Consider the following 20,160-nt stretch of genomic DNA (forward strand, 5'->3'; position numbering starts at 1 on the left):
GCAGGTGACTTTCGTACCAGGTGTGCCTACGACCGAGATCCTCGCCTCCGACCACCTGCTGGCCGCCTGGCTCGCCGAGACCGCCGGCCGCCGGCTGCTCGAGGTGCGTGCCACCTCCGGCCTGGAGGGCAAGGAGCTCAAGGACGCCGGTGACTTGGCGGCCCACGAGCTGCTGATGGAGCTCGTCGCCGAGTACCGCCCGGAGGATGCGGTCCTCTCCGAGGAGGGCAAGGACTCCAAGGAGCGGCTCACCAAGGACCGGGTGTGGATCATCGATCCGCTCGACGGGACCCGCGAGTTCTCCGAGCCGCCGCGCGACGACTGGGCGGTGCACGTGGCGCTGTGGTCCTCCTCCAACGACGGAGAGCTGATCGCCGGAGCCGTCGCGCAGCCGGCGCTGGCCGATGCGTCCGTGCAGAGCACGTTCCACACCGGCGCCGCTCCGGTCGTACCGCCCTCGACCTCGGCCCGCCCCCGGATCGCGGTCTCCCGCAGCCGCCCACCGGCGTTCGTGGAGGCGCTGGCCGAGGAGCTCGGCGCCGAACTGGTGCCGATGGGATCGGCCGGCGTGAAGATGATGTCGGTCGTGCGCGACATCTCCGACGCGTACGTCCACGCGGGTGGGCAGTACGAGTGGGACTCCGCGGCGCCTGTGGCCGTCGCTGCCGCTGCTGGGCTGTTTACCTCGCGGATCGATGGTTCGCCGCTGCGCTACAACCAGGAAGATGTGTATCTGCCTGATGTCATCGTTTGTCGGCCTGAGCTGTCGGAGCAGATCCTGTCGTTCATCAAGCGGCACGGGGTATGAGGGCTTTTTGGCATTTCGCTGACCGCGAGGGTTTTCTCATTAGTTGATGTGGGCCGCCGACCCGTTCTTTGAGGGTGTTCTCGACCTGGCCCGGAGTCAAGGACGGCCTGCGGCCGCCGGCTGCGCCGGCCGCTTCGCGGTCCTTGACACCGGACCATGTCGAGAAAAAGACTTGGCTGGCTATCGGGGCGGCGGCCCGGGTGTGGCCACGGCACAGGAATTCACGGCGGGTGACCGCTCCACGCCTAGACCAGACATGGGGTCTCCGCGTGAAAGAAAAATTTCTTCCACCCGCCAACCCGGGCTCCGGGCCCGGGCCCGGCTCCATTTGAGGCGAACGAAAATTCGTTCGCCTCACCGGAAGGAAAATTCCTTCCGGCGATCGGCCCACCCCAGCTCTCAAGCCCCTACCCACCCAAACAGCTGCGCCACACCCCTGCCGCCGACCCGATAGCCAGCCAAAATTCTCGGCGACGGCCGGTGTCAAGGATCGCCGCAGGCGACCGGCGAAGCCGGCGGCCGAAGGCCGTCCTTTACTCCGGACGGCGGCGAGAACACCCTCCTCGAAAGGGTCGGCGGCAAACCCCAGCCACAAAACACGCCATCCCGCCGGCGTGCCAAAGAAACCTCATTCGCCGACCAGCAGCTCCTCGAGCGACTCCAGGCTCTGCCGCGCGTACCCCTTCCACATCCACCCGAAAACAGGCATCGCGTACGACGCGGCCTGAGACGTGGGCGTGACGTCCCAGGACCAGGTGACCCGGGTGCCGGTGCCCGCCGGGGCGAAGGACCAGGTCCCAGCGACGTGGCCGACCAGGAGCTTGAGCGGGCCTGAGAGCGGAGTGATCTCGTAGGAGAACGACGACGGGCTGTCGATGCTGGTCAGGGTCTCGCGCATCGTCGCGCCGTCGGCGAGGACGATCGTGCGGGTCTCGCCGGCGGCATCCCAGCCGCCGGCCTGGTCGCGGACCTCGGCGATCGGGCCGATCGCGGCGTACCGGCGACCGAAGATCTGCGGCAGCGGCGCCGGGAGGACGCGGGAGAGGGCGGTCTCGTAGGCGACCGGGATCGCTCGGGAGTATTCGAGGTGCACTGCCTCTGGGTGCTGGGTCATGGGTACGAGCATGGCACCACAGTGCTACCGATAGCGTGAAGGCGTGGTCGAGCAGATCGAGATCGAGACACCTGACGGCACCGCCGAGGCCTTTCTGGCCCGGCCCGAGAGCACGCCGAAAGGTGGCGTGCTCGTCTACATGGATGCCATCGGCCTGCGGCCGCGGCTGGCCGAGATGGTCGAGCGGGTCGCTTCCTGGGGCTACGTCGTGCTCGCCCCCAACACGTTCTACCGCGACGGCAGCGTGGCCGAGCTGGCGCCGACCGGCGACCTCCGCGAGCCCGCCGCCAGGGACGCGTTCTTCGCCGGCGGCGCGATGAACCGGGTCCGTGGCCTCACCGTGGACCGGCTGGCGGTCGACATCCCGGCGTACGTCGAAACCCTCCAGACGTACGTCACCGGCCCGCTCGCCACCCATGGCTACTGCATGGGCGCGCGGCTGGCGGTGCGGACCGCGGGGCGGTTCCCCGACGAGTTCGTCGCGGTCGGCGGCTTCCACGGCGGCGGGCTGGTCACCGCAGACGCGGACTCGCCGCACACGTGCATCGCCGGAACGAGGGCGGAGTACTACTTCGGCCACGCGGACCACGACCGCTCCATGACGCCGGAGAACGTCGATGACCTCAGCAGGGCCCTCGACGACGCCGGAGTGATCTACACCAACCTCATCTACCCCGACGCCCCGCACGGCTACACGATGGCGGACACCTCCTCCTACCAGGAGGCGGGGACTCATCGTCACTTCGCCGATCTCGAGGCGCTCTACGCCCGTACGATGGCCTGATGGCGAAACCGGTACTTGTCGTGATGGGAGTCTCGGGCTCGGGGAAGTCGACCATCGGGGCGGCGATCGCGGGGCGGCTGCGGGTGCCGTTCGAGGATGCCGACGACCTGCATCCGCCGGCGAACATCGAGAAGATGACCGCCGGGATCGCGCTCGACGACGATGACCGCTATCCCTGGCTCGAGGCGGTCGGCGAGTGGCTCGCCCGGCACGCCGAGCGCGGTGGCGTGATGGGCTGCTCGGCGCTGAAGCGGAAGTACCGCGACCAGCTCCGCCGGCACTGCCCGGAGGTGACCTTCCTCCACCTGGAGGGCACCCGTGAGGTGATCGCGAGGCGCCAGGCGAGTCGGCCGGGCCACTTCATGCCGGCCACGCTCCTGGATAGCCAGTTCAAGACGCTCGAGCCGCTCGAGCCGGACGAGGCCGGGATCGCCCTCGACGTCGACCAGCCCGTCGACGCGATCGTCGAGCAGTACGCAGGTCGGATCGGCGCCTGAGGCTGTGCCGAAAATGGGCCGAGACGGCGCCGAGAGGCGGCCGACACGCGCCCATCTCGGGTTGGGCACTGCGTGCCGGCCGCGGCCACACCCGGGTGAGGGACCAGCGGGCGGGCCCACATTCGACCGTAGCCCAGGATCCTGCCCCACAACAGGGGATCATCGGCTATTCGTGCAGGTCAGCCCGTAAAAATATCTCCGTGGAACACGTCCGGGACCTCGGACGCCTTCGAGGTGAACTCGGGGTCCCGCTTCTCCAGGAACGCCGCGACTCCCTCCTTGCCGTCGCCGATCGAGGCGTAGAACATCGCCAGCGAGTCGGACAGGTGCGCCTCGAGCGGGTGGCGCGCAGAGGCGTTGCGGGTGATCAGCTGACGGACGAGCGCGGTGCCGACCGGCGACCGGTTCTGGGTGAACCTCCGGGCCAGGTCGATGGCGGCGGGCAGCAGCTCGTCGGGCAGGTGGATGCTGCGGATCAGACCGCCTTCGAGAGCCTGGTCGGGGTTGAGGATCTCCGCGGTGTAGAGCCACTCGAGGGCCCGGGGAACGCCCACGACGCGCGGTAGGAAATAGGACGAGCAGGCCTCGGGGACGATGCCGAGCTTGCCGAAGACGAAGCCGATCTTCGCCTTCGAGGAGGCCAGCCGAGCGTCCATCGCGCAGAGCATCGTGGCGCCGATCCCGACCGCCGGGCCGTTGACGGCGGCGATCACAGGCTTGGGGAGCGCGTGGATCGCGAGAGTGACCTTGCCGCCGGTGTCGCGTACGCCATCGGCGTACTCGGGGTGGTTCGCCGGGTCGGCGAGGTGCTCGGCGAGCCTCTCGGGCGTCGGGTGCAGCGACTCGTCGAGGCCGAACACGTTGCCGGAGGCGGAGAGGTCCATCCCGGCGCAGAACGCCCGCCCGGCGCCCGTCACCACCACCGCGCGCACCTCGTCGGCCATCGCGTCGGTGGTGAAGACCTCCTCGAGCTCGCGCGCCATCGTCACCGTGAACGAGTTGAGGGCGTCCGGGCGGTTGAGGGTCAGGAGCGCGATGCCGTCGGCGTCCACGTCGAAGGTCAGGGTCTCGTAAGCCATGGGTCACAGTCTGTATTGATTCCGTTCGGCTACGGAAGGGCGGGTCTGCCTACTGACGAAAGTCAGTACCTCGGGTGAGAGGCGGCAACTACCGTGGTGAGCGTGAGTCTGCTGCGTCGGCCCCGCTTGTCAGAACCGATCCTGTCGGGCCTCCTGGTCGTGGCGGTCGCCGCGGAGCACCTCTACATGAGCGACGCCGGTCACCCGCAGTGGTCGGGCTGGTCGGCGCTGGTGGGAGTCCTCGGCGTCACGCTCGCGATGTGGGTCCGGCAGAGGCAGCCGGCGGTCGCGGTCGCACTCGTGTGCGCGCTGGTCGGTGGCACGGTGGTGGCCAACGACGGGTGGGTCCTGATCAGCTACATCGCGTTCGCGGCGCTGGTGAGCTTCCTCGTCGGCCGATGGGCCGACCGGGTGTGGCCGTCGGCGGTCGTGGCCGGCGTGGCCGTGGTGACGCTGACCGCGCTCGACGCCGTCGTCAACAGCGGCGGGGTGCAGGTCGCGATGGCCGGCAACATGGTCATCTTCATGGCGCTGCCGTGGCTCAGCGGCCGCTATCTGCGCCAGGTCGCCCGCAACCACTCGACCGAGATCGAGCAGGCCCAGCTCACCGAGCGTGCCCGGATCGCCCAGGAGATGCATGACTCGCTCGGCCACGAGCTCAGCCTGATCGCGCTCCGCGCCGGAGCGCTCGAGGTGGCACCGGGGCTCGGCGACGCCCACCGGGAGGCGGCCGGCGCCATCCGCACGGCCGCCGCCGGGGCGACCGAGCGGCTGGGCGAGATTGTCGGCGTTCTCCGCCCCGCCGCCGAGGAGGCGCCGCTGACCCCGGCCGCGGCCGGGATCGGTGGCCTGGTCGAGCGTGCGCGTGAGTCGGGGATGGACGTACGTCTGGAGGGCTCGCTCGACGACGGCGACGGGGTGCGGGACGTCGCGGCCCATCGCATCGTGCAGGAGGCGTTGACCAACGCGGCCCGGCACGCCCCGGGGTCGTCGGTGACGGTCTCGGTGGAGACCGGGGTCGACGGCGTACGCCTCTCGGTGACGAACGGCCGCGCGACCCTCCCACCGCGCGCCGGAGCCACCACCGGCCTCGGCCTGGCCGGGCTGGAGGAGGCCGCTCGCGCCGCCGGAGGCACGCTGCGCCACGGCCCCGCCGCCGGTGGCGGGTTCGAGGTGGTCGCCGATCTCCCGGCCCGCGAGGACCAGCGGCGCGGGGTGCGCCTGTGATCCGGGTGCTGCTCGCCGACGACGAGGCGATGGTGCGGGCCGGCGTACGAGCGATCCTGGAGACCGACGAGCGGATCGAGGTGGTCGCCGAGGCCGCCGACGGGCGCGAGGCGGTCGCGGCGGCCCAGCGCCACCGGCCCGACGTCGCGCTGCTCGACGTCAGGATGCCGCGGATGGACGGCCTGGCCGCCGGAGCCGAGATCGCCCGGACCGCCCCGGAGACCGCGCGGGTCATGCTGACCACCTTCTCCGAGGACGCCTACATCGCCCGGGCCCTCGGCGACGGGGCGAGCGGGTTCCTGCTGAAGTCCGGCGACCCCCGCGAGCTGCTCGCCGGCGTGCACGCGGTCGCCGACGGCGCCGCCTTCCTCTCGCCACGGGTCGCCCAGCGGGTCATCGCCGAGCTCGGCGCGGGTGCCGGTGACCGGATGTCGCGGGCCGCGGACGCTCGGGCCAAGGTCGCCGCCCTCACCGACCGCGAGCGCGACGTGATGGCGCTGGTCGGCGCCGGACTCTCCAACGCCGAGATCGGCCGCCGTCTCCACCTCGTGGAGGGGACCGTGAAGGCCTACCTGAGCACCGCCTTCGGTCGTCTCGGCGTACGCAACCGGGTACAAGCAGCAGTCCTCGCTCACGAGGCGGGGCTCGTGAGCGAGGACTGAGGTCGCCGGTGGTCGAGGCTCAGGCGTCGCGCCTGCGGAACACCACGTAGCCGGCCAGGAGCGTGACCACCGACCAGCCGGCGAGGAGTCCGAGACCGCCGTTGCCGTCGTAGGGGAGCCCGTCGTCGAGCCCGAAGATGGTCGCGATCCCGACGCCGAGATACTCCGTGCCGGCGGTCCCCGGCAGGTAGTAGGACACCTCGGTCATCAGGTCCATCCCGCTCATCATCAGCACCATCGGCAGCAGGAAGAGCGCCAGGCAGGCGACGACCAGCGCCCCGGCCGTGCTGCGCAGCGCCACGGCGAGACCGATCGCCAGCGCGACGACCGCGCCCATGTAGACGCTCATCCTGCCGGCGACCTCGGCCACCGCGGTGACGTCGAAGACTCCGTAGTCACCCGCGGTCAGGTAGCCGAGGCCGGCGCCCAGGAGGGCGAGGAGCGCCCCGGCGACCAGCGCGACGACCTCGACGACCAGCAGCTTCGCCACCAGCACCCGGCCGCGCCGGGGCTCGCACTGGAGCGTCGTCCGCATGCTGCCCGAGGCGTACTCCGAGGTCACCGTCAGCAGGGCCAGCGCGATCAGGGCGAACTGGGTGAAGAGCATCCCCGCGGTGGCGACCTCCTCGACGTGGAGCAGCTGGTCGGCGTGGGACAGCTCCAGGTTGGGATCGGCGGCGTCGAAGCCCAGGGGCACCGAGTAGAGCGCCATCAGCGCGGCCGCGCCGATCAGGCACCACCAGGTCGAGCGGACCGACCAGAGCTTGGTCCATTCGGACGAGATCGCGGCCAGGAAGGGACTCAGCATCACGCCACCTCCGTCCCGGTGTACTCGACGCTGCCGGCGGTCAGCCGGAAGTACGCCTCCTCGAGCGATCCGTGCCTCCCGACGAACTCGGCCATCGTGGCGTCGGCGAGCAGCCGCCCACGGCCCAGCACGACCAGATGGTCGGCGGTCTGCTGCATCTCGCTCATCAGGTGGCTGGAGACGAGGACCGTACGCCCCTCCGCGGCGAGCGACCTCAGCAGCTTCCGGATCCACATCACCCCGTCGGGATCGAGCCCGTTGACCGGCTCGTCGAAGAGCATCACCCGCGGGTCGCCGAGCAGCACGCCCGCGATCCCGAGCCGCTGGCTCATGCCGAGCGACAGGTTGCCCGCCCGCCGCCGGGCGACCCCGGCGAGGCCGACCCGCTCGAGCACCTCGTCGACCCGGGCCACCGGGATCGAGTTGCTCCGCGCCATCGCCACCAGATGCGTACGCACCCGGCGGCCGGGGTGGACCGCCTTGGCGTCGAGCAGCGCACCGACCTCGCGCAGCGGACGCCGCAGCGAGGCGTACGGACGGCCGTCGATGGTCGCGGTCCCCGAGGTCGGCCGGTCCAGGCCGAGGATCATCCGCATCGTGGTGGACTTCCCGGCGCCGTTGGGGCCGAGGAAGCCGGTGACCCGGCCGGGCTGGATCTGCAGGGTGAGATCGTCGACCGCGGTGGTCGCGCCGTATCTCTTGGTCAAGTGGTCCAGAGTGATCATGACTCGAACCTAGGGACGTACGCGGCCGGCCACAGTGGACGAAAAGCAGCCGTCCCTACCGACGAAAGTCAGTAGGGACGGCTGGGTGGAACGGGCTACTCGGGCAGACCGGTCGCCGTGCAGATGTCCGCCGGGATCTGGTCGACGGTGTCCTCCTTGATGTGGCCGAACATCGTCAGCGCGTCCTCCTTGCGCCAGTGGACCGCGAAGTCGCTGATCGGGACGCCACAGGTCATCGCGGAGCCGCCCGCGAGCGCCTTGAACGCCCACAGGAACTTCGCGCCGCCGATGACGCTCATGCCCTCGCCGACCTTGAGGCCCTCGGCGCCCTCGCCCATCTCAGCCAGCTTGGCCGGGTTCAGCAGAGTGCCCAGGCTGGTGGCCTTCTTGCCGATCGCCGAGATGACCTCGGTCTGGTTGGCGCCACGGCCGAGGTCGCCGTCCTCGGCCGCGTAGCGGGAGCGGGAGTAGGCGAGCGCGGTGACGCCATCGACCTCCTGGCAGCCCTTCTTGATGTCCAGGCCCGCCTTGGGGTCCTTCATGTCCTTCTTCGGGCAGATCTCGATGCCGCCCACGCCGTCGACGAGGCGGGCCAGACCGCCCATACCGATCTCGACATAGCCGTCGATGCGTACGCCGGTGTTCTGCTCGATCGTCTGCACCAGCAGCTCGGGGCCGCCGTAGGCGAAGGCCGCGTTGATCTTGGTCTCGCCGTGACCCGGGATCGGCACGATGGAGTCACGGGGGAGGGTCACCACGATCGTCTTCCCGGCACCGGTGTGCAGCAGCTTGATGGTGTCGGTGCGGCTGCCGGCGGCGTCACCGGTGGAGAGCTTCTTCTTCTCCTCGGCGGTGAGACCTTCGCGGGAGTCGCTGGCGACGATGAGGTAGGTCGTGCCCGGCTGGTCCGCGGGTCGCTCGCCCGCGGTCGGCTCATAGGGGACCTTGTCGACCTTGTTCCAGGCGCTGATGCCGATCCAGGCGACCGCGCCGACCAGGATCAGCACCGGGATCATCACGATGGCAACGAACTTGCGGAACGGGTGGCGCTTCTTCGGCTTCGGTGCGCGGCCCCCGCGACCGCCGCCGTAGCCATCGCCCGGACCCCCATAGCCGTTGCCGCCGTTGCCGCCGTACTCGCTCGGCTGGCTCCAGCCACCCTGCTGGCCGTAGCCCTGGTCATACCCCTGGTCATAGCCAGGCGTCGGCGCGATCTGCCCAGGCTGGGGCAGCGGCCGGTCATAGCCGCCACGCGGCGGCGCCGGAGGCGGCGCGCCGCCGGCAGGGCGCCGGACGGTGGGCATGACATTGGTGGGCTCGGGCCCCGAGGGCTGAGCAGGCTGGCCACCACCGTACGCCCAGCCGTACTGCTGCGACCGGGGATCGTTGGGGCTGCCAGGGTTGCGGGGGTTTGGCATGCGCTCAAACGTACCGTGCCAGGCCGCTAAAGTTAGTCGGCGCGTCGCACCACCGTGTTACTCGTGTGACTGGTGATACTGGCGGTGCAAACTCTTCACTCGAGGGACCCCAGATGGCTGAGCAGAACTACCGGCCCCAGCGTACGGCCGCCGAGCGCGCCTCCCGCGTGCGGTTCCGTCGCGCCATGGCGCTGCTGCTCATCACGCTGCTCCTGCCGGGGTCCGCCCAGCTTGTCGCCGGCAACCGCCGCGTCGGCCGGATCGCGATCTGGACCGTCATCGGTCTCGCGATCACCGCCGGGCTCGTCTTCGGGATCTCCCTGCTGTGGCACGGCCTGATCTTCCGGCTGGGCACGACGCCGTGGCTGCTGGGCCTGTTCCGGATCGCGCTCATCGCCGGCGCCATCGCCTGGGCTGGTCTCTTCATCGACGCCTGGCGCCTGGGCCGCCCGCTCGAGCTCGATCTCAAGCAGCGCCGCATCGTGGTCGCGATCAACGGCGCGCTGGCCTTCTCCGTGGCCGCGACCCTGATCTTCGGCGCCCACCTGGTCGGCGTGCACAAGGGCATGGTCGAGGCGATCTTCGCCGGTGCCGAGGCGGCCGAGGCCCACAACGGCCGCTTCAACGTGCTGCTCGCCGGCGCCGACTCCGACGGCGGGAAGACCCGCTGGGGCCTGCGCCCCGACTCGCTCACCGTCGCCTCCATCGACGCCGTGACCGGACGTACGGTGCTCATCGGCCTGCCCCGCAACATGCAGAACTTCACCTTCGACGACGGCTCGCCGATGGACGAGGAGTTCCCGCGCGGCTTCGACTGCGACGGCTGCTACCTCAACGGCGTGAGCACCTGGGCCGGTGAGCACAAGGAGCTCTACAAGGGCGAGAAGGACCCCGGGATGGCCGCCACCGTCGACGCCGTCGAGGGCATCACCGACCTGCAGATCAGCTACTACGCGATCGTCGACCTCAACGGCTTCGAGGAGATCGTGGACGCCATCGGGGGAGTCACCCTGAACGTCCGCCAGCCGATCCCGGTCGGGCTCCCCTCCGACAGCTTCTACACCCACATCCAGCCCGGCACGAAGAAGCTCGACGGCTGGGAGACCCTCTGGTACGCCCGGGCCCGCCACGACTCCGACGACTACTCCCGGATGGCCCGCCAGAAGTGCGTCCTCAACGCGATCCTGCAGCAGACCAGCCCCGCTGACGTCGTACGCCACTACCAGGACGTCGCGAAGGCGACCGGCTCCACCATCACCACCTCGGTCCCACCGAGCGAGATCGAGCGGTTCTCGGCGCTGGCGCTGAAGGCGAAGTCGCAGAAGATCTCGACGCTCTCGCTGGTGCCCCCGCTGGTCAACACCGCCGACCCGGACATGTCCGACATCCACGCCGAGGTGCGCAAGGCGGTGAAGAAGGCCACCCCGAAGAAGGAGGAGGTCTTCGCCTCGCCGGGCACCGGCGACGACGGCGAGACGAAGGCACCTGCGCCGAAGAACAAGACGAAGGCCACCGGCGACTCCGACAAGGGCGGCCCGGTCACCGGCGGCTCCCTGGGCTCGCGCAACAAGGGTTACCAGGCCAACGAGACCGACGACCTCGCCTCAGCGTGTTGAACAACGGGTTAAGCGCAGGTCACAGCGACTCGCTGATTCCCGGGATACCCCGCGGTCGCGGCTAGTCTGGATCCGTGCCAGGGAGCAATCGTGTCGCCGCCGTCGTGGTGACCTTCAACCGTCTCGAGCTGCTGCAGCGACTGCTGGAGCGGCTCGACGTGGTCGACGGCCTCGACGAGGTGATCGTCATCGACAACGCCTCCACCGACGGTACGTCGCAGTGGCTCGCCGAGCTCGACGGCGCCGAGGAGCCGGGTCAGCGCCAGGTGCCGGTGATCGCCCGCACCCTGGAGCGCAACAGCGGCGGCGCCGGCGGCTTCCATGACGGCCTCGAGATGGCGATCGAGCGCGGTGCCGACCTGGTCTGGCTGATGGACGACGACGGCCTGCCCGACACCGACTGCCTCGGGCTGCTGCTCAAGCAGACCGACCTCGACTTCTGGGGACCGCTCGTCGTCGACGAGGGTGACCCCGGCCGCCTGGTGTTCCCGATCAGGCTCCCGGGCCGCTCCAAGGTCGTGCACCAGCTCGCCGACGTCGAGGCAGCCGCCACCGACGGCCTGATCAAGGACATCGTGATCCCGTTCAACGGCGTCCTGGTCACCCGGGACCTGGTGGAGCGGATCGGCTACCCCCGAGCCGAGTACTTCATCTGGGGCGACGACCACGAATACCGACTCCGGGCCGAGAAGGCCGGGGCCCGGATCGCGACCGTCGTCGGCGCTCAGGTACGCCACCCGTCCGTCGGCGATCTCGGCACCCCGATGGCGTGGGGGAGGGCGACGTACAACCACACGCCGAGCGACCTGAAGCACTACTGCATGGCGCGCAACAACCTGCTCAACCTGCGCGACTACCGAGGGTGGCCCTTCGCTTTGGCTTTCGTGGCGAAGACTCTATGGTTCTACCTGCTCACCAAGCCGCAGCCGAAGCGGATCCGGCTCTCTGCGCAGGCGTGGTGGGCTGCCATCCGGGGGGACTTCAGTGGACACGAGAGGTTCCTTCGTTGAGCACCACCCGTGAGACGGTCGCGATCGTCGTCGTCACCTACAACCGCGCCGACATGCTGCGCGGGCTGCTCGACGGGCTCACCAAGCTCGACCAGCCCGCCGACGCGGTGATCGTCGTCAACAACGCCTCCACCGACCACACCGCGCAGGTCCTCGCCGAGGCCGTCACGCCCAACCTGCAGGTCATCGACAGCCCGGAGAACCTCGGTGGCGCCGGTGGCTTCCACCTCGGCACCAAGGCCGCGGTCGAGCAGGGCTGGGACCGCCTCTACCTGATCGACGACGACGTCGTCCCGGCCCACGACTGCCTCGAGGTGCTGCTCGCCCAGGACGAGGACTGCCTCTTCTCGGTGCGTGAGGACAAGAACGGCAAGCTGATCGAGCTGGCCGCGCTGAAGTTCGACCTGCGCAACCCGCTCGCGATCAAGCCCAAGACCGCCTCGGTCATGGACACCTACCCGACCCGCGACGCGCTTCCGGAGCGGGTCGCGGTGGAGAACGTCGCCTTCGAGGGCTTCATGATCCGCCGCACCGTCCTGGAGGAGATCGGGCTTCCCGATCCCACCTACTTCATCTTCTACGACGACGTGGATCTCGCGATCCGCGCCCGCCGCGCCGGCCGCACCATCTGGGCCGTACGCGACGCGGTGCTCGTGCGACGGCTCGACTTCAGCCAGCAGCACGACCTGGCCGGCTGGAAGGGCTTCTACATGTACCGCAACCTCTTCGTCGTCCACTTCCGCTACGGCGAGAACGTCCTCGTACGTCTCAAGCCCTGGCTCATCACGGCGGCTGTGGTTCTCCTCAGCCCGCTGCGAGGCGGCAAGCACGAGGCCGTCAACGTGATCAAGGCCCTGCGCGCCGCGCGGGGCATGCGAACCCTGCCCACCTCCTCCTGACCGACCCCTTACCCACAGAGACCTAGACTGAGCGATCGTGTCCTTCCCTGAAACCACTCCTGACCTCGTCGTCGTCGGCTCCGGCCTCTTCGGCCTCACCATCGCCGAGCGCGCCGCCACCGAGCTGGACAAGAAGGTGCTCATCATCGAGCGCCGTCCGCACATCGGTGGAAACGCCTACTCCGAGTTCGACGAGGAGACCGGCATCGAGGTGCACAAGTACGGCACCCACCTCTTCCACACCTCCAACGAGAAGGTGTGGAACTACGTGCGGAAGTTCACCGACTTCACCGACTACAAGCACAAGGTGTTCGGCAAGTACAAGGGGCAGGTCTACTCCCTGCCGATGAACCTCGCGCTGATCAACCAGTTCTTCGGGAAGTCGCACACCCCCGACGAGGCGCGCGCGCTGATCGCGGAGCAGGCCTCCGAGTTCAACACCGAGGACGCCAAGAACCTCGAGGAGAAGGCGATCTCGCTGATCGGCCGTCCGCTCTACGAGGCCTTCATCAAGGGCTACACCGCCAAGCAGTGGGAGAAGGACCCCAAGGAGCTGTCGCCGGACATCATCACGCGCCTCCCGGTCCGCTACACCTTCGACAACCGCTACTTCAACGACAAGTACGAGGGTCTCCCGGTCGACGGCTACACCGCGTGGCTGGAGCGGATGGCCGACCACCCGAACATCACGGTCATGCTCGACACCGACTTCTTCACCGTGGTCGACGACTACAAGGGCAAGGTCCCGATCGTCTACACCGGACCGGTCGACGAGTACTTCGGCTTCTCCGCCGGCAAGCTGTCCTGGCGCACCGTGGACCTCGAGTCCGAGATCCTCGACGTGGACGACTACCAGGGCACCGGCGTGGTCAACGCCAACGACCCCGAGGTCCCGTTCACCCGCGAGCTGGAGTTCAAGCACCTCCACCCCGAGCGTGCCGACCGCTACAAGCCCGGCAAGACGATCGTGGTGAAGGAGTACAGCCGCTTCGCCCAGGAGGGCGACGAGCCGTACTACCCGATCAACACCGCCGACAACCGCGAGAAGATCCTGGTCTACCGCGACCTGGCCAAGAAGGAGCCGATGGTGCTCTTCGGTGGCCGCCTCGGCACCTACAAGTACCTCGACATGCACATGGCGATCGCGTCCGCGCTCACCATGTTCGAGAACAAGCTCCGTCCCCACTTCGAGGACGGCACCCCGCTCACCTCCGGAGGCGTTGACGAATGAGCGTGACCCGACTGCTCCAGCGGCAGATCCTGCCCCTGGACCGTGACTCCGACGTACTCCCGCTCTACGTCGACAACCAGGCTGCCATCCTCGACGCCGACAAGTACGAGGTCGGCTCCGACAAGACGGCCCAGGCGCTGAACAACGCCCAGATCCGCCAGTCGATCAACGACGGGACCCAGATCCACCCCGACCAGATCGAGTCGCGTACGGCCCTGCGGATCCTGAAGAGCGAGCGGCTCTCGCTCGGCACCTACTTCAACGCGTTCCCAGCCAGCTACTGGCGCCGGCACACCGTGGTCGACAGCGTGAAGCTGACCGTCGCCCTCCAGGGTCGCGGCGCGAGCGTCATCGTCTACAAGTCGATGGCCAACGGCCGCTCGCAGCGCGTCGACGCCGCCGACACCGGCACCAACCCCGAGGGCACCTTCACCTTCGACCTGCCGCTGAAGCCGTTCGTCGACGGCGGCTGGTACTGGTACGACGTGGTCGCCTCCGACGAGGACGCCGTCATCACCTCGGCCGAGTGGACCGCGGAGGTCCCCGACGACCGTGCCGAGCACGGCACCGTCGACATCTGCGTCACCACCATGAACAAGCCCGACTTCTGCGCCAAGCTGCTCGCGCAGATGGGTGAGGACGAGGCGCTGCGCCCCTACCTCGACACCGTCTTCGTGATGGAGCAGGGCACCAAGAAGGTCGCCGACGACGTCGAGTTCCCCGCGGCCGAGAAGGCCCTGGGCGACCTGCTGCACATCATCGAGCAGGGCAACCTGGGTGGCTCCGGCGGCTACGCGCGCGGTCAGCTCGAGTCGCTGCGCAAGGGCACCGCGACGTACGCCCTGATGATGGACGACGACGTCGTCTGCGAGCCCGAGGGCATCATCCGCGCGATCACCTTCGGTGACCTCGCCAAGCGGCCGACCATCGTCGGTGGCCACATGTTCTCGCTCTACGCCAAGTCCCGCCTGCACTCCTACGGCGAGATCGTCCAGCCGTGGCGCTTCTGGTGGCAGTCGGCTCCCGGCGTCTACGGCGACTGGGACTTCGGCGCGCGCAACCTGCGCTCGACCCGCTGGCTGCACAAGCGCGTCGACGTGGACTTCAACGGCTGGTTCATGTGCCTGATCCCACGCAAGGTGATCGAGGAGATCGGGCTCTCGCTGCCGGTCTTCATCAAGTGGGACGACTCCGAGTACGGCCTGCGCGCCAAGGCCGCCGGCTTCCCGACGGTGTCGTTCCCGGGTGCGGCCGTGTGGCACGTCCCGTGGACCGACAAGAACGACGCCCTCGACTGGCAGTCCTACTTCCACCAGCGCAACCGTTTCGTGGCCGCGCTGCTGCACTCGATCTACGACGACGGCGGCCGCATGGTCACCGAGTCGTTCTCCCACCAGATCAAGCACCTGGTCTCGATGCAGTACTCGACGGTCATGCTGCGCCACCAGGCGCTGCTCGACGTGCTCGCCGGCCCCGAGAAGCTCCACGAGACCCTCGCGACCCAGCTTCCCGCCGTACGCGAGATGGTCAAGGACTACCCGGACGCGCAGCTCAAGGCCGACCGTGACGAGTTCCCGCCCGTGCGCCGCCACAAGCCGCCGCGCAAGGGCAAGGAGGACACCGAGGTCCCGACCGGCCGCGAGGTCAAGCTGGCCGCGCTCAAGGCGCCGATCCGGCAGATCATGAAGCCGCGCAAGCTCTCCACGGAGTTCCCCGAGGCCGAGCTCGCCGCGATGGACAACCAGTGGTACCGGATCACCAAGTACGACAGCGCCATCGTGTCGATGAACGACCAGCAGGGCGCTGCCTTCTACCGACGTGACAAGAAGCTCTTCAACCAGATGCTGAAGGACACCATCAAGGTGCACCGCCGGCTCAAGCGCCAGTGGCCGAAGCTGGCCGAGGAGTACCGCTCCAAGCTGAGCGAGTTCACCTCGCCGGAGGCCTGGGAGAAGACCTTCGAGCCGTGGCTGGTCGCTGAGGAGAAGGGGTCCGATGGCAACCGGAGTTGATGAACGCCCCGTACGGATCGTCGACGCGCCGCTGGCACCGCCGGCGGAGAACCTCGGTCTGCTCTCGGTCTTCAAGCGCCGCTACCTCCTCAAGCTGCTCGTGCAGCGGGAGATCAGCGGTCGCTACTCCAACTCGATCCTCGGCGTCTTCTGGTCCTACATCAACCCGCTGACGCAGTTCCTCGTCTACTGGATCTTCATGGGCAAGATCATGGGCGCGGACAAGGGGATGGACAACTACCCGGTCCACCTGTTCGCCGGGCTCGTCATCGTCCACTTCTTCACCGAGACCTTCGGGGCAGGGACGCGGTCCCTGCTCGGCAACAAGGGACTGCTGAAGAAGATGGCGATGCCGAAGGAGATGTTCCCGGTCGCCTCGATGCTGGTCTCGCTCTACCACCTGGTCCCGGCGACGCTGATCCTCATCGTCGTCTGTCTGTTCAGCGGGTGGACGCCGAACTGGGAGACGATTCCCTCGCTCCTGCTCGCGCTCGGCATCGTGATGGCACTGGGCACCGCCCTGGCGCTGGTCTTCAGCCTCGCCAACGTCTTCTTCCGGGACTTCGGCAGCGCGGTCAACATCCTGACCAACTACATCCGGTTCGGCGTACCGATGATGTATCCGTTCTCGATGATCCAGGAAGCGCTCGGCGAGAAGTCCTGGATCTACCTGCTCAACCCGATCTCGGACGCCGTGCTGCTCTTCCAGCAGGCCTTCTGGGTCGGGGTGACACCGAACCCGGAGGCGACCGCCGCCGAGCACCTGCCCGAGAATCTGTGGATGTGGGGTCTGGGTGCGTTCGGTGTCTCGCTGGTCCTGCTGGTGATCGCCCAGCTGATCTTCAGCAAGCATGAGAACAAGATTCCGGAGCGTCTGACATGACCGCCGACTCGATCGTGGTGGACGGAGTCACCAAGAACTTCACGCTCCGCTACCACCGCAGCATCAAGGACATCACCGTCGCCAAGATGAAGGGACGGGCCGTCTCCAACACCTTCAAGGCGCTGGACGACGTCACCTTCACGATCAAGCAGGGCGAGTCGGTCGGCCTGATGGGCCTCAACGGCTCGGGCAAGTCGACCCTGCTGAAGCTGATCAGCGGCGTGATGCGACCCGACCAGGGCGTCGTGAAGACGCGTGGCCAGATCGCGGGCCTGATCGCGACCGGTGCGGGCTTCCACCCGCAGCTCTCAGGCCGGGAGAACATCTTCCTCAACGCCGCGATCTACGGGCTCTCCGCCGAGGAGACCGCCGAGATCTACGACGACGTGGTGAACTTCGCCGAGCTCGGCGACCACCTCAACTCCCCGGTCGGCAACTACTCCTCGGGGCAGTACTCGCGTCTGGGGTTCTCGGTCGCCGTCCACATCGACTCCGACATCTTCCTCGCCGACGAGGTCCTCGCCGTCGGTGACAAGCCCTTCAAGAAGAAGTGCATGGAGAAGATGGAGGAGATCCGCGACAGCGGCCGCACCGTGGTCTACGTCAGCCACGCCGCCGGCTCGGTCAAACGGATGTGCGACCGCGTCATCTGCCTGGAGAAGGGCCGCCTGGTCTTCGACGGCGACGTCGACGAGGGCATCGAGTACCTCCACTACGGTGAGGACGACGCCAAGGGATCGGCCAAGCTCAAGCAGCTCGAGGCTGCGGACAGCGCGCTCGGCGCAGAGGTCTGAGTCTGTTCAGCACGGGGAGAGCCCGCGAGGAATTACAGGTTTGTAGTTCTTTGCGGGCTCTTCCCAACCTCTGTGGCTGATGTGAAAGATGTTCCCTGGTGTTACGAAACCAGGGGGATCCATACGTGCATTCGCAGGCCGGAGAAGAGCAGTCGAGCGACGTCGAGCGCGCTCGGTCGCGCTATGTCGCCTCGACCCAGCAGCTGCTCGTGCTCGGGTTCGTCCTGGCGGCGCTGGTCCCGGCGAGCACCGTCGTCGACCTGAAGGTGGTCCGTCCCGGTGAGGTTCCCGTCTCCGGGAGCCAGGTGGCGGTGCCGTCAGCGGCGCAGGTGCCGTCCGATCCGGTCGACGCCCACCTCGAGGAGATCTCGCTGACCGCACCCTCCGGGCACGGCATGTCCGGACGGATCACCGCTGAGGCCAAGAAGGCCACCTCCGCGGGCGATGCGGTGACCGTCACCAGCCTGCCGCAGCCGGTGGACGGCTTCGGGACCGTCGGACTCACCTGGGCGCCCGGCGCGGTCGTCCCGGAGGAGGCGATCGGGGCTGACGTACGCACGCTGGAGGACGGGACGTGGAGCGACTGGCAGGCGTTGGACGTCCACGTCGACGACCATGCTCCTGACCCGGACTCCGCGGAGGCCGACGGATCGAGGCCGGGCACCATGGAGGCGGTGGTCGGCGAGGTCGACCAGGTCCAGACCCGGCTGCGGCTGACCGGTGCCCAGGTGCCGGCCGACCTCAGGCTGGCCGTGATCACGCCCGGCGAGGCGGTCGCGAGCCGCAGCGAGCCACCCGAGATCGAGACCGGAGCAGATGACGCGCCGGAGCCGGCGGCGGGCGCCCAGGGCACCACGAGTGCCGAGCAGGGGGAGACGGCGACGCTGTCGGCGGCGGCGTACACCGCCAAACCCAGCATCTACAGCCGTCGACAGTGGGGTGCCGACGAGAGCGTGCGCGAGGCCGGCCCGCCCGACTACCACGAGGTCCGCGGTGGCTTCGTGCACCACACCGTCAACACCAACTCCTACACCAGGGACCAGGTGCCGGGGATCATCCGGAGCATCTACGCCTACCACGTGCAGAGCCGAGGCTGGCGCGACATCGGCTACAACTTCCTGATCGACAAGTTCGGCCGGATCTGGGAGGGCCGCTACGGCGGCGTCGACCGCCCCGTCGTCGGTGCGCACACCTCGGGCTACAACAGCTACGCCTTCGCCGCCTCCGCGATCGGCAACTTCGACAACGTCGCACCCCCGACCGCGCTGGTGAACGCCTTCGGGACGCTGTTCGCGTGGAAGCTGTCGCTGCACGGTGTCCGCGGCAACAAGGGCTCCACCCGGATCGGCGACCGCACCTTCTCGTACGCGATCATGGGCCATCGCGACGCCGGCTCCACCGCGTGCCCGGGCCGCTACCTCTACGCCAAGCTGAGCACGATCCGCTCGCAGGCGGGCTCGAAGCAGGCGAGCTGGGCGGCGCGCGAGCTGCAGTCACAGATCAGCGGCCGTGGCTACCCGGACCTGGTCGCCCGGCGGGCCGGCGACCGGCGGATCGTCGTGATCCGCACCGACGGCAACGCCCGCTTCGGTACGCCGCGGGCCACCAACCTGATCGGCGGCACCTCGGCCACCTTGATGAACGCCGGTGACTGGGACCGCGACGGCGACGGCGACATCCTGATCCGCCACACCGACGGCACGATCCGGGTCAACCGCGGCAACGGCACCGAGACGTTCGCCACCGGCGTCATCATCGGACGCGGCTTCGAGTCCGTCACGGTCATCGACGTGGTCAGCGACATCACCGGCGACGGCTGGCCCGACCTCGTGGGCAAGCACTCCACCGGTGAGATCCGGGTCTGGCCCGGGCGCGGCACCAGCGCCCTGGGCGCGTCCTACCGGATGCGCAGCGCGGTGAGCGGCTCGACCCAGGTCGTCGGCGCCGGCCGCTTCTACGCCGACGACGGCTCGCCCGAGGTGGTCGTCAGGACCGCGAGCAAGCTGCTGATCTTCCGCACCAACGGCCCCGGCGGCCTGACCACCTACTCCGACCCCGGGATCGACACCAGCGTCTTCGACTTCATCCTCGCGACCAAGGATCTGCGCGGGGCCTCCACCGGCGGCGACCTGCTGCTGCGTCGCAAGTCCGACGGGATGTGGTTCGCCTATGAGCACAACCAGGGCGGCGGCTGGGACCGCAAGTCCCAGATGGGCGTCGTGCGGGGCTACGACCAGTTCGGATAGCACCGGAGTCCGACAGGCATTCTCGCCGAACTCTCTTGTTGCGAATTGTCGCTATCACGGTAGTTCCGAGGATTTCATGGACAGGGCCAGCGATATGTGCTTATTGTGTTTTGTGGCGAGTTCGCGACAGGGAGAACAAAGCGCACTTCTCTGTCGATGACTGTCTCGAATTTCTAGGGTTTCTCGGGAACTTGGAAAGGAGGCTGCTCATGTCTGATCCCGGCATCATTGACGCGATCATCCAAGCGGTGATCGCCCTTCTGAACAGCCTGTAGCCCGCACATGACGCTGCGTCGCACTGCGGCGGCGCCTTCGATCTGCCACGGCTCCCAGACGGTTCAACCGCC

General features: G+C 68.5%; 18 protein-coding genes. 13 read left to right on the plus strand and 5 right to left on the minus strand.

Annotated features, from left to right (window positions below):
• Nucleotides 1–4 precede the first annotated feature (4 nt).
• Nucleotides 5–808, plus strand: coding sequence for a 3'(2'),5'-bisphosphate nucleotidase CysQ (locus tag ABT304_RS11930; RefSeq protein WP_350715372.1), 804 nt, complete (start codon nt 5–7; stop codon nt 806–808).
• A 628-nt stretch (nt 809–1,436) separates the two neighbouring features.
• Here the strand turns inward: ABT304_RS11930 and ABT304_RS11935 are convergent.
• Nucleotides 1,437–1,922, minus strand: a complete 486-nt coding sequence (locus tag ABT304_RS11935) for an SRPBCC family protein (RefSeq protein WP_350715374.1) — start codon at nt 1,920–1,922, stop codon at nt 1,437–1,439.
• A 43-nt stretch (nt 1,923–1,965) separates the two neighbouring features.
• Between ABT304_RS11935 and ABT304_RS11940 the strand changes: the two genes are divergently transcribed.
• Together ABT304_RS11940 and ABT304_RS11945 are read left to right on the plus strand one after the other, a co-directional pair.
• A complete protein-coding gene (locus tag ABT304_RS11940; RefSeq protein WP_350715375.1) occupies nt 1,966–2,706 on the plus strand; it encodes a dienelactone hydrolase family protein in 741 nt (246 codons plus the stop codon).
• A complete protein-coding gene (locus ABT304_RS11945) occupies nt 2,706–3,203 on the plus strand; it encodes a gluconokinase (protein WP_350715377.1) in 498 nt (165 codons plus the stop codon). Before ABT304_RS11940 ends, ABT304_RS11945 begins: the two co-directional genes overlap by 1 nt.
• Nucleotides 3,204–3,382: 179 nt before the next feature.
• Here the strand turns inward: ABT304_RS11945 and ABT304_RS11950 are convergent, their stop codons facing one another.
• Entirely contained in the window at nt 3,383–4,282 is a 900-nt protein-coding gene (locus ABT304_RS11950) for a crotonase/enoyl-CoA hydratase family protein (RefSeq protein ID WP_350715379.1), read from the minus strand.
• A gap of 102 nt (nt 4,283–4,384) precedes the next feature.
• Here ABT304_RS11950 and ABT304_RS11955 point away from each other — a divergent pair, with 102 nt between their 5' ends.
• Both ABT304_RS11955 and ABT304_RS11960 read left to right on the plus strand, forming a co-directional pair.
• The gene (locus tag ABT304_RS11955) at nt 4,385–5,509 is read left to right on the plus strand and encodes a sensor histidine kinase (protein ID WP_350715381.1); all 1,125 of its coding nucleotides are present in this window, start codon (nt 4,385–4,387) and stop codon (nt 5,507–5,509) included.
• Nucleotides 5,506–6,171 (plus strand): response regulator, encoded by a 666-nt coding sequence (locus ABT304_RS11960; protein ID WP_350715382.1) that lies wholly within the window; start codon nt 5,506–5,508, stop codon nt 6,169–6,171. Before ABT304_RS11955 ends, ABT304_RS11960 begins: the two co-directional genes overlap by 4 nt.
• Nucleotides 6,172–6,190: 19 nt before the next feature.
• On the opposite strand, the gene ABT304_RS11965 is transcribed toward ABT304_RS11960, so the two are convergent.
• The 3 genes from ABT304_RS11965 to ABT304_RS11975 all read right to left on the minus strand — a co-directional run bounded on the left by ABT304_RS11965 (nt 6,191) and on the right by ABT304_RS11975 (nt 9,122).
• A complete protein-coding gene (locus ABT304_RS11965) occupies nt 6,191–6,979 on the minus strand; it encodes an ABC transporter permease subunit (RefSeq protein ID WP_350715384.1) in 789 nt (262 codons plus the stop codon).
• Nucleotides 6,979–7,704, minus strand: coding sequence for an ABC transporter ATP-binding protein (locus tag ABT304_RS11970; RefSeq protein WP_350715386.1), 726 nt, complete (start codon nt 7,702–7,704; stop codon nt 6,979–6,981). The genes ABT304_RS11965 and ABT304_RS11970 overlap by 1 nt, the downstream gene beginning before the upstream one ends.
• A gap of 95 nt (nt 7,705–7,799) precedes the next feature.
• On the minus strand, nt 7,800–9,122 hold the full coding sequence (locus ABT304_RS11975; RefSeq protein WP_350715388.1) for an LCP family protein: 1,323 nt from the start codon (nt 9,120–9,122) through the stop codon (nt 7,800–7,802).
• Between the two features lie 113 nt (nt 9,123–9,235).
• Between ABT304_RS11975 and ABT304_RS11980 the strand changes: the two genes are divergently transcribed.
• The 8 genes from ABT304_RS11980 (at nt 9,236) to ABT304_RS12015 (ending at nt 19,813) form a co-directional block, all read left to right on the plus strand.
• Nucleotides 9,236–10,738, plus strand: a complete 1,503-nt coding sequence (locus ABT304_RS11980) for an LCP family protein (protein WP_350715390.1) — start codon at nt 9,236–9,238, stop codon at nt 10,736–10,738.
• A 74-nt stretch (nt 10,739–10,812) separates the two neighbouring features.
• Complete coding sequence (locus ABT304_RS11985; protein WP_350715391.1) at nt 10,813–11,748, plus strand: glycosyltransferase family 2 protein; 936 nt, start codon at nt 10,813–10,815, stop codon at nt 11,746–11,748.
• The gene (locus ABT304_RS11990) at nt 11,745–12,647 is read left to right on the plus strand and encodes a glycosyltransferase (protein ID WP_350715393.1); all 903 of its coding nucleotides are present in this window, start codon (nt 11,745–11,747) and stop codon (nt 12,645–12,647) included. The genes ABT304_RS11985 and ABT304_RS11990 overlap by 4 nt, the downstream gene beginning before the upstream one ends.
• A 37-nt stretch (nt 12,648–12,684) precedes the next feature.
• Complete coding sequence (glf, locus tag ABT304_RS11995; RefSeq protein WP_350715395.1) at nt 12,685–13,878, plus strand: UDP-galactopyranose mutase; 1,194 nt, start codon at nt 12,685–12,687, stop codon at nt 13,876–13,878.
• Nucleotides 13,875–15,890 (plus strand): glycosyltransferase, encoded by a 2,016-nt coding sequence (locus ABT304_RS12000; RefSeq protein ID WP_350715397.1) that lies wholly within the window; start codon nt 13,875–13,877, stop codon nt 15,888–15,890. The genes glf and ABT304_RS12000 overlap by 4 nt, the downstream gene beginning before the upstream one ends.
• Complete coding sequence (locus ABT304_RS12005) at nt 15,874–16,773, plus strand: ABC transporter permease (protein ID WP_160027269.1); 900 nt, start codon at nt 15,874–15,876, stop codon at nt 16,771–16,773. The genes ABT304_RS12000 and ABT304_RS12005 overlap by 17 nt, the downstream gene beginning before the upstream one ends.
• Nucleotides 16,770–17,567, plus strand: a complete 798-nt coding sequence (locus tag ABT304_RS12010; protein WP_160027271.1) for an ABC transporter ATP-binding protein — start codon at nt 16,770–16,772, stop codon at nt 17,565–17,567. The genes ABT304_RS12005 and ABT304_RS12010 overlap by 4 nt, the downstream gene beginning before the upstream one ends.
• Before the next feature lie 125 nt (nt 17,568–17,692).
• Nucleotides 17,693–19,813, plus strand: coding sequence for an N-acetylmuramoyl-L-alanine amidase (locus ABT304_RS12015; protein WP_350715399.1), 2,121 nt, complete (start codon nt 17,693–17,695; stop codon nt 19,811–19,813).
• The last annotated feature ends 347 nt before the right edge of the window (nt 19,814–20,160 follow it).

This window comes from Nocardioides sp. NPDC000445, assembly GCF_040300245.1.
GTDB lineage: Bacteria > Actinomycetota > Actinomycetes > Propionibacteriales > Nocardioidaceae > Nocardioides.

Coding starts and splice junctions, on each gene's coding strand:
- ABT304_RS11935 (WP_350715374.1), bottom strand. CDS start 1,922: ATGACCCAGCACCCAGAGGCAGTGCACCTCGAATACTCCCGAGCGATC.
- ABT304_RS11945 (WP_350715377.1), top strand. CDS start 2,706: ATGGCGAAACCGGTACTTGTCGTGATGGGAGTCTCGGGCTCGGGGAAG.
- ABT304_RS11950 (WP_350715379.1), bottom strand. CDS start 4,282: ATGGCTTACGAGACCCTGACCTTCGACGTGGACGCCGACGGCATCGCG.
- ABT304_RS11965 (WP_350715384.1), bottom strand. CDS start 6,979: ATGCTGAGTCCCTTCCTGGCCGCGATCTCGTCCGAATGGACCAAGCTC.
- ABT304_RS11970 (WP_350715386.1), bottom strand. CDS start 7,704: ATGATCACTCTGGACCACTTGACCAAGAGATACGGCGCGACCACCGCG.
- ABT304_RS11975 (WP_350715388.1), bottom strand. CDS start 9,122: ATGCCAAACCCCCGCAACCCTGGCAGCCCCAACGATCCCCGGTCGCAG.
- ABT304_RS11980 (WP_350715390.1), top strand. CDS start 9,236: ATGGCTGAGCAGAACTACCGGCCCCAGCGTACGGCCGCCGAGCGCGCC.
- ABT304_RS12000 (WP_350715397.1), top strand. CDS start 13,875: ATGAGCGTGACCCGACTGCTCCAGCGGCAGATCCTGCCCCTGGACCGT.
- ABT304_RS12005 (WP_160027269.1), top strand. CDS start 15,874: ATGGCAACCGGAGTTGATGAACGCCCCGTACGGATCGTCGACGCGCCG.
- ABT304_RS12010 (WP_160027271.1), top strand. CDS start 16,770: ATGACCGCCGACTCGATCGTGGTGGACGGAGTCACCAAGAACTTCACG.